General features: G+C 60.2%; 13 protein-coding genes. 1 reads left to right on the top strand and 12 read right to left on the bottom strand.

Annotation, left to right across the window (positions count from 1 at the left end; all coding sequences use genetic code 11):
* Window positions 1-5 precede the first annotated feature (5 nt).
* The 4 genes from murC to ACR3FB_RS04970 all read right to left on the bottom strand — a co-directional run bounded on the left by murC (window position 6) and on the right by ACR3FB_RS04970 (window position 4,872).
* Window positions 6-1,415, bottom strand: coding sequence for a UDP-N-acetylmuramate--L-alanine ligase (murC, locus tag ACR3FB_RS04985; protein WP_425084965.1), 1,410 nt, complete (start codon window positions 1,413-1,415; stop codon window positions 6-8).
* Complete coding sequence (locus ACR3FB_RS04980; protein ID WP_425084964.1) at window positions 1,412-2,509, bottom strand: UDP-N-acetylglucosamine--N-acetylmuramyl-(pentapeptide) pyrophosphoryl-undecaprenol N-acetylglucosamine transferase; 1,098 nt, start codon at window positions 2,507-2,509, stop codon at window positions 1,412-1,414. The genes murC and ACR3FB_RS04980 overlap by 4 nt, the downstream gene beginning before the upstream one ends.
* Window positions 2,509-3,672: a putative lipid II flippase FtsW gene (ftsW, locus tag ACR3FB_RS04975; RefSeq protein ID WP_170374992.1), complete on the bottom strand. Its 1,164-nt coding sequence runs from the start codon at window positions 3,670-3,672 to the stop codon at window positions 2,509-2,511. The genes ACR3FB_RS04980 and ftsW overlap by 1 nt, the downstream gene beginning before the upstream one ends.
* 126 nt (window positions 3,673-3,798) lie before the next feature.
* Window positions 3,799-4,872, bottom strand: coding sequence for a Hint domain-containing protein (locus ACR3FB_RS04970; protein ID WP_480564644.1), 1,074 nt, complete (start codon window positions 4,870-4,872; stop codon window positions 3,799-3,801).
* A gap of 192 nt (window positions 4,873-5,064) precedes the next feature.
* Here ACR3FB_RS04970 and ACR3FB_RS04965 point away from each other — a divergent pair, with 192 nt between their 5' ends.
* Window positions 5,065-6,243: a BaiN/RdsA family NAD(P)/FAD-dependent oxidoreductase gene (locus tag ACR3FB_RS04965; RefSeq protein ID WP_480564641.1), complete on the top strand. Its 1,179-nt coding sequence runs from the start codon at window positions 5,065-5,067 to the stop codon at window positions 6,241-6,243.
* A 23-nt stretch (window positions 6,244-6,266) separates the two neighbouring features.
* Here the strand turns inward: ACR3FB_RS04965 and ACR3FB_RS04960 are convergent, their stop codons facing one another.
* The 8 genes from ACR3FB_RS04960 to rsmH all read right to left on the bottom strand — a co-directional run bounded on the left by ACR3FB_RS04960 (window position 6,267) and on the right by rsmH (window position 15,449).
* Window positions 6,267-6,647 carry a glycine zipper family protein gene (locus ACR3FB_RS04960; protein WP_170374988.1) on the bottom strand — a complete coding sequence of 127 codons (381 nt, stop codon included), beginning with the start codon at window positions 6,645-6,647 and terminating at the stop codon, window positions 6,267-6,269.
* A gap of 99 nt (window positions 6,648-6,746) precedes the next feature.
* Entirely contained in the window at window positions 6,747-8,147 is a 1,401-nt protein-coding gene (murD, locus tag ACR3FB_RS04955; protein WP_480564638.1) for a UDP-N-acetylmuramoyl-L-alanine--D-glutamate ligase, read from the bottom strand.
* A 147-nt stretch (window positions 8,148-8,294) separates the two neighbouring features.
* Entirely contained in the window at window positions 8,295-9,377 is a 1,083-nt protein-coding gene (mraY, locus tag ACR3FB_RS04950) for a phospho-N-acetylmuramoyl-pentapeptide-transferase (RefSeq protein ID WP_170468019.1), read from the bottom strand.
* 35 nt (window positions 9,378-9,412) lie between these two features.
* Window positions 9,413-10,807, bottom strand: coding sequence for a UDP-N-acetylmuramoyl-tripeptide--D-alanyl-D-alanine ligase (locus tag ACR3FB_RS04945; RefSeq protein ID WP_480564635.1), 1,395 nt, complete (start codon window positions 10,805-10,807; stop codon window positions 9,413-9,415).
* On the bottom strand, window positions 10,804-12,285 hold the full coding sequence (locus ACR3FB_RS04940; protein ID WP_480564632.1) for a UDP-N-acetylmuramoyl-L-alanyl-D-glutamate--2,6-diaminopimelate ligase: 1,482 nt from the start codon (window positions 12,283-12,285) through the stop codon (window positions 10,804-10,806). Before ACR3FB_RS04940 ends, ACR3FB_RS04945 begins: the two co-directional genes overlap by 4 nt.
* 22 nt (window positions 12,286-12,307) lie before the next feature.
* Window positions 12,308-14,095, bottom strand: coding sequence for a peptidoglycan D,D-transpeptidase FtsI family protein (locus ACR3FB_RS04935; protein WP_480564629.1), 1,788 nt, complete (start codon window positions 14,093-14,095; stop codon window positions 12,308-12,310).
* Window positions 14,092-14,460, bottom strand: coding sequence for a cell division protein FtsL (ftsL, locus tag ACR3FB_RS04930; protein WP_170468027.1), 369 nt, complete (start codon window positions 14,458-14,460; stop codon window positions 14,092-14,094). Before ftsL ends, ACR3FB_RS04935 begins: the two co-directional genes overlap by 4 nt.
* Entirely contained in the window at window positions 14,457-15,449 is a 993-nt protein-coding gene (rsmH, locus tag ACR3FB_RS04925; protein WP_480565858.1) for a 16S rRNA (cytosine(1402)-N(4))-methyltransferase RsmH, read from the bottom strand. Before rsmH ends, ftsL begins: the two co-directional genes overlap by 4 nt.
* Window positions 15,450-15,453: the final 4 nt, after the last annotated feature.

Below are 15,453 nucleotides of genomic sequence, written 5' to 3'. Positions count from 1 at the left end.
AGCCGTCAAACAGCCTGTTTTCGTTGCAACCGCTCAGGCAACCCGTTCGCCCATGCGCTGATTGTCCCTGCCCCAAGGCATACGACCATGTCGCCCGGGCGAGCTTGTTCGCGGACCAGACGCTCCAGATCGTTTTCGTCCAGCAAGGCGCGTGCGTGGCGGTGGCCGTGACGGATGAGGCCCTGCACCAGATCATCGCGCGAAGCACCTTCGATCGGGTCCTCTCCGGCAGCGAAGATGTCGGCGATTGCAACCACGTCAGCGTCGTTGAAGCAGGTGCAGAAATCGTCGAACAGGTTGGACAGACGCGAATAGCGGTGCGGTTGGTGAACGGCGATCACGCGGCCCTCGGTCGCTTGGCGAGCGGCTTTCAGGACGGCGGCGATTTCGACCGGGTGGTGGCCGTAATCGTCGATGATGGTGACACCGTCGATCTCTCCGACCTTGGTGAAACGGCGATTGACGCCGCCGAAATTGGCCAGCGCCTCGCGGATTTCGGATGCCTTCATCCCCAGATGACGTGCCACCGCAACAGCCGACAACGCGTTCGAGACATTGTGGTCACCCGGCATCGGCAGAGTACAGCCTTCGATCACCTTGTCTTCGTATTGCAGGTGGATGTCGAAATGCGCGACGCCGGCTTTGTAGGTCAGGTTTTCGGCCCGCACATCGGCCTGCGCGTTGAAGCCATAAGTGCGCACGCGGCGGTCGGTAATGCGCCCGACCAGCGCCTGTACTTCGGCATGGTCCGTGCAGCACACCGCCAGACCGTAGAAGGGCAGGTTCGATACGAACTCATAGAACCCATCACGTAACCTGTCGAAATCACCCCAATGCTCCATATGCTCGGGGTCGATATTGGTGACGATGGCGATGGTTGCCGGCAGGCGGTTGAAGGAGCCGTCGGATTCGTCGGCTTCGACCACCATCCATTCGCCCTGCCCCATGCGCGCGTTCGAGCCATAGGCGTGAATGATACCGCCATTGATGACGGTTGGGTCGAAATCTCCGGCCACCATCAGCTCGGCCATCATCGTGGTCGTGGTGGTTTTGCCATGCGTCCCGGCGATTGCGATGTTCGAGCGCAGGCGCATTAGTTCGGCCAGCATATCGGCGCGGCGAACGACGGGCAGGCCCTGCGCGCGCGCTTCGTCCAGTTCCGGATTGCCCGGTTTGATCGCGGTCGAGGTAACGACCACGGCGGCGTTTTGCAGGTTTTCAGCCTTCTGACCCACAAAAATCTCGGCCCCCAGAGACGCCAACCGATCCGTGATTTTTGAGGCTTTCAGGTCCGACCCCTGCACCCGGTAGCCAAGGTTCAGCAACACCTCGGCGATCCCCGACATCCCGATCCCTCCGATCCCAACGAAATGGATCGGTCCTACGTCCTGCGGCAGTTTGGTTGCGGGGTTCATGTGGTCTCCTTCTGCGCCAGTTGCTCGACAAGGGCGACCAGGCGCTCGGTGGCGTCGGGGGCTCCTGTCGAGAGGGCGGCATGGGCCATTTTTTGTGCGGCTTCCGGGTTGGTTAAAACCGTGGTCATTTGCTCGGTCAGTGAGGGAACGTCAAGCGCCTTTTCGGGGATCATGATCGCCCCACCCGCCTGCACCAGCCCTCGGGCGTTGGCGGTTTGGTGATCCCCTGCAGCGGCGGCGAAAGGGATTAGGATCGAGGGTCGACCGATGACCGAGATATCGGCCACGCTCGACGCGCCCGAACGGCTGATGACAAGCTGCGCATCCGACATGCGGCGCGGAACGTCGTCAAAGAACGGCTGCACATCCGCGCGAATGCCGTGATCGGCGTAGAAGGCCGCGACCCTCTCGCCATCCTCGTCGCGGGCTTGATGCGAGACGCGGATGAATCCGCGCAGGAACTCCGGCAGAGCGGCGATCGCCTCGGGCAACACATCGCTGAGGATCCGTGCACCCTGACTGCCCCCCATCACCAGCACCGACATCGGATACTCGCCGGGTGGGATATAGGGCGCACCGGCCCGCTCCAGCACCGAAGCCCGGACCGGGTTGCCGGTGTGAATACCGCTGGACCCTTCGGGCAGATCGGTCGGCCAAACACCGCAGGCCACTTGCGCCACGCGTGTGGCGAAGAGCTGGTTCACACGCCCCAAAACGCCGTTCTGTTCGTGGATCATACGCGGCAGTTTCAGTAGCGTCGCGGCACCCAGTGCCGGGATCGACGGGTAGCCGCCAAAGCCCACAACCACGTCCGGACGGTCGCGTAACATCTGCATCGCCATGCTGGTTACGCCACCTACAATCTTCGGCCCCACCAGCGCTTTTGCGGCCAAACCGCCGCGTGCAAAAGTGGCCGAGGACGCCTCGACAATCTCGGTCGTGTGCGGGAAGCCCCCGGTGTAGCGAGCACCCCGAGGATCGGTCGACAGACGCACGCGCCAGCCTTTTTGCAGCATCGCTTCGGCCAGAGCCTGCGCCGGGAACATGTGGCCCCCGGTGCCGCCAGCCGCAATCATCAGGTAAGGTTTGCCCATCAGCCTCGTCCGCGCAGAATATCGCCAAGCTCACCCTGTGGGCGCGAGCGTGTGAAGGCCAGCAACATGCCAACCGCAATACCACCTGCGATCAGCGATGAGCCGCCATAGCTGACAAAAGGCAGCGTCATGCCCTTTGCAGGCAACAGGCGCACGGCCACACCCATATTGATCATCGCCTGAACGCCAAACATGCAGGCCAGCCCGGTGCCTGCCAGACGGATAAACATATCCCGCTCGCGCATCAGGCGCATCAGTGAGCGCACAACGATGATCGAATAAAGCGCGATGATGATCAGCACCAGGATCAGCCCATATTCCTCGGCCGCGACGGCGATGATGAAATCCGTATGCGCGTCGGGCAGAGACCATTTGACCTGCCCCTCCCCTACGCCGACGCCGAACAAACCACCCTCACGGATGGCATTGGTCGCGTAGCCCAGCTGAGTGGTCGGATCGACCTCCTGGTTCAGGAATCCGTCGATACGGCGAGCAAAGTGGTCCGAGTTGGAATAGGCGAACATCCCGCCCAGAACGACCACTCCGGCCATACCAACCAGCAAAAGCATCGGCGCACCGGCCACGAAATACATCACGCCCCAGCCGAAGAGGATCAGGCAGGCTTGCCCGAAATCAGGCTGCATCACCAGCATGCCGACAATCGCCATACACAGCGCAAAGGACCACAACCGCCCCGGAGGGCCATTGATCTCTTGCGAGGCCGCCAGCAACCACGCCGCAACGACTACAAATCCGGGCTTGAGAAACTCGGACGGTTGCAATGAGGCGAAGCCCAGCGAGTACCAGCGTACAGCGCCTTTGCCGAAATCCGTCCCGAAGACCGGCAGGAAGGCCAACGCCACGAAGGCCCCCAGAAAGCCCAATACCGCCAGACGGCGCACCAGTGTCGGAGACATCATCGAGGTCAGCAGCATCGCGATCAGCGCCAATCCGCCGAAGAGCGCCTGTCGTTCAACATAGTGAAACGGATCAAACCCGTTGCGCCCGGCCAGAGGCGGCGACGAGGCCAGCCCCAGCAACAATCCGATGACAAACAGAATCAGAACGCAGGACATCGTCCAGCGATCAATCGTCCGCCACCACTTTGGTAGAATCGGTTCCCCGCGCTGGTCCTGGACCGCGCCATACACCATCTCAGTCATGAGATACCGCCACTTACTGCCTCACTCGCGCCCCGTTTTCGGGATCTGTTTGAGAGTCTACAGTGAAATTGGCGTTTGGGCTAGGGAAATGAGCCGTGCAAACGAAAACGGCGCCTTAACGAGATGTCATCCGCCCCTGTTGGCATGAGCCGTTCTTTGAACCACTGGCTTGCCGTTTTTCACGTGCCGCTGAACTAGATTGCGCATTTGCCTCCCCCTCCTCGGGACCAGTCGCGCGGGTTCCGGCTTGTGGGTGTCTAAAAACAACTGCGGAAAAATTTGCCGCAATTCTTTGACCGCATCCTTTCCAATCGCCCTAAGCGCTTCGGGCCCCGTGAACAGGCTTTCCGTCGGCGCGCCCTCGGCAAAGATGACCTCGTGGCGGTCAAGGAGAAGGTGGATATACGTAACCGTCGCGCCTCCCGTCTGCACTGAAACGCCAGGCAGATCGAGCAGTTTGCAGGCCGGGACAAAGACCTCATCTTTGGCGAACATGCGCTCAGCAATGGCTGACTTGACCAGCATGCGGTGTTGTGGCGAGACACACAGATCACGCGCAGGAACGCCCTGTCCCAAAGCACCCTGCGCGATATGGATTGGCCTTAGCTTGGGTTTCAGCGTCAGATCTATTTTGTCGAGGTCCTGCGTGCCGATCCAACGGATCGGTTGAGCACCATTATCCTGAGCGAGAACCAAATCACCTGGGTTCAGATCGTCAATCAATCGTGGGCCATCAGGTGTATCGATCAAGGTGCCAGACGTGAAACAAGGCACCACAGTGTCGATGTCGATGTTCGGGCCGTTGTCGATGATTGCGGTGATCGTCAAAGTGGTGTTCAGCGGCGGTACGGTACCGCCAATAAATGCCATAAAGAACCCGTCTTCACTGTCGACCCCGATTGAGTTTCCGTCGCCGTTGATGTCATAGTCAAACAGGCCGATCTGATAGGTGTTGGTGCCATCCGTCACCGAAACTGTAAAATCCCAGAAGATCGTATTGCCATTAAATGTTTGTGTCAGATCGTTCGCGGTCTCGTTCGACTGATCGTCTCCATCAAAGATCGTATCGTCCGCCCCATCTTCGATGGTGATCTGGCTGTAGGCAGAGATTGTGAAAGTGGAGTTTACAACGGCGCTGGATGCGCCCGCATCGCTCAAGGTGGTATCGGAGCGAAAAGCACCAAAAATCGTTGAGGGCATAAAACCAAAACTCCGCCTACAATTGCAAACGCATAAATTTTCGCCGGCACTCTGGAAAATTGGTATGGCTTCGCGTCTAGGGGGTCAAGTTCAGCCGCCTTGTTTTCCTATTACTGTGGTTCCGCTACATCTTTGCCAGCTGCTGATTGTGCCGCTATTGCGTTTGCTGACAAACCAAGCCATTCGCAGCGCATGACCTATGACACGATCATCCTCGGGGCCGGTGCTGCCGGTATGATGTGCGCGGCGCATTGCGGCGGGCGGGTTCTGGTGATCGATCACGCAAAAGCCCCCGGCGAGAAGATCCGCATCTCGGGCGGCGGGCGCTGCAACTTCACCAATATGTATGCGGGGCCTGCCAATTTCCAGTCGCATAACCCGCATTTCTGCAAATCCGCGTTGGCGCGCTATACGCAATGGGATTTCATCGATCTGGTCGGGCGTCACGGCATCGCATGGCATGAGAAAACGCTGGGGCAGTTGTTCTGCGACGACACCTCGAAGCAAATCGTGCAGATGCTGCTGGATGAGATGACCCGGGCCGGGGCTGACCTGTGGCTGAGGACCGAGGTCAAAGCGCTGCGCAAGACCGAAGCCGGGTTCGCGCTGGAGGTCGACCGCGAAGGTGCGCGGCACAGCCTGACCTGTCGCAACCTTGTGCTGGCAACCGGCGGCAAGTCGATCCCCAAAATGGGTGCAACCGGTCTCGCCTATGACATCGCGCAGCAATTCAATCTGCGCGTTACAGATACCCGCGCTGCGCTGGTTCCGTTCACCTTCTCGGACGGGAGGTTCAAGGAGCTGTCTGGCGTCTCTCTGCCCGCACGCCTGTCCAACGATCGCACCAGTTTTGACGAAGCACTTCTGTTCACCCATCGCGGCCTCAGCGGGCCTTCCGTGCTGCAACTGTCCTCATATTGGCATGAGGGAGAAGCGATCCGCGTCAATCTGATCCCAGACCTGCCCTTGTTCGATCTTCTGCGCGATCAGCGACAAGCCGGAGGGCGCAAGGCTCTGACCACCGAACTCGCCCGGCACTTGCCATCGCGGTTGGTGGATCACCTCGCCCAGCATATCCCGATGAAGGGCAACCTTGCCGATCAGTCGGACGCGGCGCTGAACGATCTGATCTCGGCATTGTCAGAATGGCAGCTGACCCCCTCAGGGACCGAAGGTTACCGCACCGCTGAGGTCACTCTGGGTGGGATTGACACTGATGACCTGTCGTCAAAAACGATGGAGGCCAGGGATGTCCCCGGCCTCTATGCGATTGGTGAAGCGATGGATGTCACCGGTTGGCTTGGCGGCTATAACTTTCAGTGGGCTTGGTCCTCGGGCCACGCCGCCGGAAAGGCCATTTCCGCGCGTTAGCCGACGCGATCGATTGCGCGGCCCTAGCCGACGACGTTGTAGCCGCGTCCGCGCATGCAGTTGCGCACGATGACTTCCTTGTTCTGGTTCTTCGCGATCACGTCTGCCCCGGCCCCGATCAGAGCACCTGCCGCAGCAGCGCGACCCAGATTGTCGCTGCTGTCCTGAATGATGGCAGTGGTCGCCGCAGCACCGGCCGCACCAATCGCCGCGTTACCCGCGGTCGATCCATCGACCGCTGCCTGAGACGCCGCCAGTTGCTGACATTGCAGCAGGTCCGACTGGTAGTTGGGGCCAACCGGGCCATCAATAACGGGCACGTAGTTTGCGCCTGTATTCGTGCAAGCCCCAGCCAGCAGCAGAGCCGGGACGATCAGAAGGGATTTCGGGTTAGGCATATTCATGACCTCTTTTTGAATTTCCGAGCAGAAAAGCAAATCCTTAAACGGCTTCAAGCCGATACCCGCAAACTGTCGCCCAATCGGCAAGGAATTGCAAACGGGCTAGGCGTTTAGGCACTTTTGAACCTGCGCTGCGAAGTCATCCCCGCGCTGCTCAAAATTGTCATATTGGTCAAAACTGGCGGCTGCTGGGGCCAGCAAGACGGTCTCCCCTGCCTCGCTGTCGGCTATGGCCTGCTCAACGGCAGCGGCCATTGTGGTACAGACCTGCGCCTCGACCTTTAGCTGCATGGCGAAACCCGCCGCCTCGCGCCCGATCACATAGGCCTTGATAACCTGATCCGAAGCACCGTTCAGGGCGTCAATGCCTCCTTCTTTCTCCAACCCACCGCAAATCCAACGGATTTTCTTGAACGCACTCAGAGCTTTCACCGCACTGTCCACATTCGTCGCCTTGGAGTCGTTCACGAAAGTCACCCCACCCGCTTCGGCGATGATCTGACTGCGATGCGGCAGGCCCGGATAGCTGTGCAAGGCATCCTCAATCACGCGCGGCGCCAGACCCAGAGACCGACAAGCGGCATAGGCAGCACAGGCGTTCTGGTGGTTATGCGCGCCCGGCAGCCCCTTTATGCCGCGCAGATCAATCGAGCCGGTCTGCCGCCCTTTGCGATACTCCGAAAGGAAGCCTTTGCGGGCAAAGACCTGCCATCCCGGACCGGTAAGTTTGCGCTCAACCGAGATGCGGATCACCCGATCATCCGCCGGACCCTCGGCCAGTTGCCCTGCGAGGAACGCGCCTTCGGCTTCATCAATGCCAATCACGGCACGGTCTGGCCCGCCCTCGGCAAAGAGGCGTCTCTTGGCGGCGAAATAGCCACCCATTCCGCCGTGTCGATCCAGATGGTCCGGCGACAGGTTGGTGAACACCGCTACATCGGGCGTCAATGCGCGGGCCAGCTCGGTCTGGTAGCTCGACAACTCCAGCACAACGACCGATCCATCGCCGCCGGGGTTTATATCCAAGACGCCACGCCCGATATTGCCCGCCAACTGTGCCTCACGCCCCACCTCGGACAGGATGTGATGGATCAGGGCCGCCGTGGTCGATTTGCCGTTCGATCCTGTCACCGCGATCACACGCGGCGGTGTGTCGTAGTTGTTCCACTCCGGCCCCGCAAAGGATCGAAAAAACAGGCCGATATCGTTGTCCACCGGCACGCCGGCCTCCAACGCGGCGGCGACCACCGGGTTCGGTTGAGGATAAAGATGCGGAATACCGGGTGAGACGATCAGCGTGGCGATCTCATCAAACGCCCCGTGGCGGCGCAGATCAAGGCATTGAAACCCCTCACCTTCAGTAGTCTCGCGCGCGGCTGGATTGTCATCCCAGCAGATCGCCTCCGCCCCACCAGCACGCAACGCACGCGCCGTCGCCAAACCCGACCGACCAAGGCCCAAAACGGCGACCTTCTGCCCTGAGAAACCTTTGACCGGGATCATGCCGCCCCCCTTCTTTCAACTTGAATGCGCGCCACACTGCACTGAAGAAAATCCCAATGGCAAGGGCACTTCAGGCTCGCGTGCCAGCGCGAGCCGGGCCCAACAGGTGGCAAGAAGGCCGCAGGCCCTCTTAACCTGGCGGGAGGGCTATCGGACTTTCAGTGTCGCCAGACCGATCATCGCGAGGATCAGCGAAATGATCCAGAACCGGATCACGATGGTGGGTTCGGCCCAGCCCTTTTTCTCATAGTGGTGATGAATCGGTGCCATCAGGAACACGCGCTTGCCAGTGCGTTTGAAGTAAAGAACCTGAATGATCACACTCAGCGCCTCGACCACAAACAGGCCGCCGACCACGGCCAGCACCAACTCGTGCTTGGTCGCCACGGCAATCGCGCCCAGCGCGCCACCCAAAGCGAGCGACCCAGTGTCGCCCATGAACACAGCCGCAGGCGGGGCGTTATACCACAGGAACCCAAGGCCACCGCCGAACAGGGCCGAGGTGAAGATCAGAATCTCGCCCGTTCCGGGTACGTAGTGCACATCCAGATACTCAGTAAAGTCGACGCGCCCTACCGCATAAGCGATGATTCCCAGAGTCGTAGCAGCAATCATCGCGGGCATGATCGCCAAACCGTCAAGACCATCGGTCAGGTTCACGGCATTGGCAGAGCCCACAATCACGATAACGGCAAACGGGATGTAGAGGATCCCTAGATTGACAAGCGTATCCTTGAAGATCGGCACCGCCAGTTGGTTCTGCAAAGCCTCCGGATGATGCAAGGACGCCCAAAAGGCCGCCAACACTGCAATGATTATCCCCAGTGCCAGGCGCATTTTGCCAGACACGCCTTTGGTGTTCTGCTTGGACACCTTGGCATAGTCATCGGCGAACCCGATGGCCGCATAAGCCAACGTCACAAACAGCACCATCCAGACGTAGGGATTGTCCCAGCGCGCCCATAGTAGCGTTGACGTGACCAGCGCCCCTACGATCAGCAAGCCACCCATGGTGGGCGTTCCGGCTTTGGAGAAATGCCCCTCGGGCCCGTCATCACGGATCGGTTGGCCTTTACCCTGCCTGCGGCGCAGTACGTTTATCAAAGGTTTGCCAAACAGAAACCCAAAGATCAGCGCCGTCAAAAAGGCCCCACCCGCACGGAACGTAATATAGCGGAAGAGGTTCCAGAAATCCCCTCCGTCCGACAGGGCGGTCAACCAATACAGCATTACAGTACCTTTCTCACACGAGGCGCACGGGCGCGTTACCCGTCAAGCGCGCCCCCTTGCCCCATTTTCCGCAGACCGTCAACAATCCGGGCCAAAGCCATGCTAAGCGAGCCTTTCGCCAGCACGGTATCGCCACTTTCGATCAAGTCCGGCAGGTGTTCCGCCATCTCGGCGCTAGTTTCAAACCACAGGCCTCTCTTTGTATCCGACAAAGCCTCGTGCAGCGCTTTCATCAACGGACCGATGCAGTGAACCTGATCGACCCGCGTCATCGCGCTCACCTCGGCCATGCCTGCGTGCATTGCGACCTCTTGCGGGCCCAGTTCCTTCATGTCGCCCAAAAAAGCGATGCGGCGCGTGCCGTTCGAGGCGGCCAAGACGTCCAGCGCAGCCTCCATCGAGGTCGGGTTCGCATTGTAGCTATCATCCAGCAGTTCGATCCGACCACCACTCGCCACCGGCAGAGTCTCCCGAACCCCGCGCCCTTTGACCGGGGACCAACGGCGCAGACCGTCTATTGCCTGATCCAGGTCGACACCCATCTCAACACAAGCGGCCAACGCACCCAGCGCATTCATCGCAAAATGCGTACCTGCCGATTGGACGTCGAAGGCAAACACAGTGTCACCAACCTCAGCCCGTACTTGAACGGTTTCGGACCCGGTAGTCACTTCGATCAGCTTGTAATCTGCACCTTGCCGACCGAACTCAACGATTCCAGCGCCAAGGTTTTGTGCTGCCTGGCGCAATATACCCGCATGTTCGACATCCGCGTTCACGATGGCTGCACCACCGGGCTCCAACCCTTCAAAGATCGCCGCTTTCTCATGAGCGATACCGGCAACGGACTCGAACGCTTCGAGGTGCACAGCCGCCACCGTCGTCACCAAACCCACGTGCGGGCGCGCCTGACGGGCCAACGGAGCAATCTCGCCCGGATGGTTCATCCCGATCTCAATCACCGCAAATTCAGTGTCTTGCGGCATCCGCGCGAGCGTCAGTGGCACACCCCAGTGGTTGTTATAGCTGGCGACACTGGCATGGGTTTTTCCCTGCGTTTCCAGAATGGTTGCCAACATCTCTTTGGTCGAGGTCTTGCCGACACTCCCTGTCACGCCCACCACACGCGCCTCGGTCCGGGCGCGGGCGGCCTGTCCGAGCGCTTCCAGCCCGGATTGCACATCATCGACAATCAACAGAGGCGCATTTTCGGACACCCCTTCAGGGACATACGACACCAAGGCGGCGCCAGCGCCCTTCTCCAGCGCCTGAGCCACAAAATCATGGCCATCCCGCGCGGCCTTCAACGCGACAAACAGGTCGCGCGGTTGCAATGTCCGTGTATCAATCGACACGCCATCCACAGTCCAATCACTGGTGGCGCGCCCGCCAGTTGCAGAGGCGGCCTCCGCCGCAGTCCAGAGTGTCATGCGACCCTCCCGTCAAGGGCAGCCACGGAAATGCTGGCCTGCTCTACATCATCAAACGGCAGGACCTGATCGCCTACGATCTGACCTGTTTCATGGCCTTTGCCTGCAATCAGCAGCGCATCGCCGGGCTGCAAAGCGTCGATACCCCGCAGAATAGCCTCGGCGCGATCACCTACTTCGGACGCCTCTGGCGCACCGTCCATCACGGCGGCGCGGATGGAGGCCGGGTCTTCGCTGCGCGGGTTGTCGTCGGTGACAAAGACAATATCCGCGTGGTTGGCGGCGGCCTTTCCCATCAGCGGGCGCTTGGTGGCGTCGCGATCTCCGCCCGCACCAACGATCGCGATCAGACGCCCCATCACATGCGGGCGCAGCGCTTTCAAAGCCGTAGCGACCGCATCTGGCGTATGGGCATAGTCCACAAACACCGCCGCGCCATTGTCACGCGTTGCGGCCAGTTGCATGCGGCCTCGGACCGTTGTCAGATGCGGCAGGGTCTCGAACACCCGTTCGGGGTCGTCGCCTGCTGCGATGACCAGCCCACAGGCCAGTAGGATGTTTTCGGCCTGGAACCCTCCGATCAGGTTCAAGCGCGTCTGGAAGGTCTTGCCCTGCCACGAGAACCGCAAATCCTGCCCGGTCGAGTCAAAGCGTTGGTTCATCAAGCACAGGTCGGCCTCACCCAACCCAACGGTCAGCACAGACTGCCCCCGCGCCTCAGCGATCTTGCGCACCTGAGCGCCCTTCGGATCGCTCAGATTGATGACTGCGGTGCCGTCCTCAGGCAGAACCCGTTCGAATAAGCCCATCTTAGCCGCGAAATACGCTTCGAACGTCTCATGATAGTCCAGATGATCCTGCGTGAAGTTTGAGAAACCCGCAGCGGCCAGATGCACTCCGTCAAGGCGGCGCTGTTCCAGCCCGTGCGAGGACGCCTCCATCGCCGCGTGGGTTACGCCATTCTCGGCGGCCTCGGACAGGCAGCGATGCAGAGTGATCGGTTCAGGCGTGGTATGGGCCAGCGGCGCGGTCCATGTGCCTTCGACCCCGGTGGTTCCAAGGTTGACGGCGGCGTGACCAAGTTCGGACCAGATCTGGCGGACGAATGTGGCGACCGAGGTTTTGCCATTGGTTCCGGTGACCGCAACAATCGTCTGCGGTTGCGCACCGAACCAAAGTGCAGCGGACCCGGCCAATGCCTGTCGCGGGTCTTCAACCACCACCAAGGCAGCGTTGGATGCGGCCAGTTCCACCTCAGCGATCTGCGCGCCTTCGGCATCGGTCAGAATGGCGGCGGCCCCCATGCGCAGGGCATACTGAATGAACTCACCCCCGTGGACGCGCGTACCGGGAAGCGCAGCGAACAGGCAACCGTCTTTGACCTCGCGACTATCGACGGCCAATCCGGTGATGTCGGGATTCGCGCCTCCGCGTGCTGTCAGGGCCAGTTGGCTGAGTTTCTTTGTTCTTGCGCCCATGACCCACCTGTTCTCTGGCACCCTAATTCGAGGTCAGGGTTATAGCAGCGCTCGCCTCAGGCTCAAGCCGGGGTCGCAGGCCCAACAAGGGCGCGACCCGACCGATCAACTCAGCCGCCACGGGCACTGCCGTCCAGCCCGCCGTGCGGCGCTTTTCGCCATAAGCCAGGATAGAGGGTTCATCCAAAGTGACGATCAGTACATATTTCGGGTCGTAGGCCGGGAAGATGGTCGCGAAGGTGGCGATCACCTTGTCATCATAGTACCCGCCACGCGGTTTGGGCTTATCGGCGGTACCGGTCTTGCCCGCCACATCATAGCCTTTGACCTCGGCAAAACTGGCCGTGCCGTCCGTCACCACTTTGCGCAACATCTTCTGCGCCTGACGCGCTGTGTTCTCCGACATCACACGTGGGCCGTATTGAGGGCCATTGCGACGCAGGATCGTCGGGCTGACATAGTGCCCTCCATTGGCAATCGCCGCATACCCCGCCGCCAGATGCATCGGGCTGGTCGACAGACCGTGGCCGTAAGAGATGGTGACCGTGCTCAACTCACCCCATTTCTTGGGCTTGAGGGGCGCACCGCCTGCGGCTTCGACAATCTCGAACGGGGTGGGTTCGAACATGCCCAGCGTTTCCAGAAAGCTCTGCTGGCGTTTTGAACCGATCTGCAAAGCCAGCCGTCCAGTCCCGCGGTTCGAACTGTGAACGATCACGTCCGCCACGCTGATCTTGCCATAGTTCTTGCCGTTGAACTCACCAATTGGGAAACGGCCGATCTTCATTGGGCCCGAAGTGTCGATGATGGTGTCCGAATTCACCAATCCAAGTTGCACAGCCTGTGCGGCGGTGAATATCTTGAAGACCGATCCAAGCTCATAGACACCCTGCACGTAACGATTGAACAGAGGGCTGTCGGACGGATCAAAGCCCGAGGTCGGCGGGCGCGGACGGTCATTGGGGTCAAACGACGGCAGAGACGCGGCAGAGATTACCTCGCCCGTATGCGCATTCATCAGAACCGCCGAGGCGCCTTTGGCGTTCATGATCTTCATCCCGCCATACAACACCTGCTCGACCGCTGCCTGAATGGTCAGGTCGAGCGACAGTTGCAGCGGCTTACTGCCGTTGGCCGGGTCTCGCAGGTAGTCGTCGAACTTCTTTTCAACCCCAGCAACACCGATTACCTCGGCCGCGCTCACACCTTCGCGGCCAAAACCGGAGCCGCCAAGAATATGCGCCGCCAGCTTCCCATTCGGGTAGAGGCGCATTTCGCGTGGCCCGAACAGGATGCCCGGATCGCCGATATCATGCACCGCCTGTTTCTGCTCTGGTGAGATACGTTTCTTGATCCACAAGAACTTGCGCTTTCCAGTGAAGTCCTTGACGAGACGCTGTTTATCCAGATCCGGGAAAATCGCGACCAGCTGATCGGCTGCCGCAATCGGATCAATCATCAAAGGCGGCTGCGCGTAGACGGAATAAGTGTCCAGATTGGTCGCCAGAATACGCCCTTCGCGATCAACAATGTTGGCGCGCTGCATGGCAATCGAAGCACCGGGCGCGCTGGCCAGCGGCTCTTGCGCCTCGGACGTCGCCAGCATGCCCATGCGGACGCCCACAACCGAGAAGGCGCAAAAGAAGAACAGGCCCAAAACCAAAAGACGCCCCTCGGCACGAGCACGGGCGCGGTCTTTCATCTTTTCATGACGTTGGCGGATATTCTCGCGCTCGATTACTTTTGGGTTTTCACCCTTCGCGCGGGCATCCAGAACACGGGCAAGAGGGCGGAGGGGGGTGCGGGTCATGGAATCTGCACCTCACCCAGAGCCTGAATATCGGTGATCGCCTGCAGCTCGATCGGGTCAACCACGGGCAGGTCGGGGTCCTCGGCATAAGCGATCTGGTCCGCACGTCCGAATTGCTCAGCCCGCAAAGGCAAAAGGCCCATGCGTTCGAAATTCAAATCAGCCAGCTCACGCAGACGATCGGGGCGGTTCAGATAGGCCCATTCGGCGTTCAGAACCGCTAGCTTAACCTGCGCCAAGCCGATCTCACCCTGCAGCGCCTGCATTTCCTTTACAACTTGCTGGGTCCGGTAGTTCTCCTGATAGGCCCACAGAGCCAATCCAAACACGGACAGAGCGGTCAACACATACAGAATACTCTTCATCTTGCCCTTCCCCCAAGTTGCGGCATCCCGATGGCGCGAGCCTCAATTTCCCCCGCCGGAGCCTCAGTGCGGATCGCAACACGCAGCTTGGCCGAGCGCGCACGCGGGTTTTCCTGCAATTCCTGCTCGTCCGGCCCGACGGCCTTGCGTGTTTTGAGCGTAAATTGCGGCAGTTCCTGATCCATCTCGGGCGCATAGCGGTTGGCCCGCCCAGTCTTACCAGCCCGAGACTGGAAGAACCGTTTAACCATGCGGTCTTCGATGGAATGAAAGGTCACAACGGCCAGTTGCCCGCCGGGCTTCAAAGCCCGCTCGGCAGCCATAAGACCCTGAAAAAGCTCGTCATATTCCGCGTTCACCGCAATTCGCAGGCCCTGAAAACTGCGCGTCGCCGGGTGCGATTGTCCCGGCTTGGGGCGCGGCAGGCAGGATTCGATGATCTCGGCCAGACGCAAGGTCGTGGTGATCGGCTCCTCAGCGCGGGCTTTGACGATGGCCTTGGCGATACGCCGACTTGCACGCTCCTCACCGTAGTGGAACAGGATGTCGGCCAATTGCGCCTCGGTCGCCGTGTTGACCAAATCGGCGGCGCTTTCACCCTCCTGGCTCATGCGCATGTCGAGCGGGCCGTCTTTCATGAAAGAAAAGCCGCGCTCGGCCAGATCCAGCTGCATGGACGAAACCCCGAGGTCCAGTACAACCCCATCAAGATCCTGCGCATATTCATCCATGCGCGAGAACACTCCTGGCTGCATCACCAGCCGGTCGCCATAGTCACCCGCCCAGTCTGCGGCCATTTCAAATGCCAGCGGATCGCGATCCACGCCGATCACTTTCTCAGCCCCGGCCTCAAGCAAACCCCTCGTATAACCGCCTGCACCGAACGTACCGTCCAGCCAAGTGCCCGACACCGGAGACACCGCCGCCAGCAAAGGGCGCAGCAGGACAGGAATATGTGGGTTAGAAGATGAGGAGACCGCGCCGGACATGCCG

Source organism: Ruegeria sp. AO1 (genome assembly GCF_056535985.1).
This window is presented reverse-complemented; position numbering and strand designations above follow the sequence as displayed.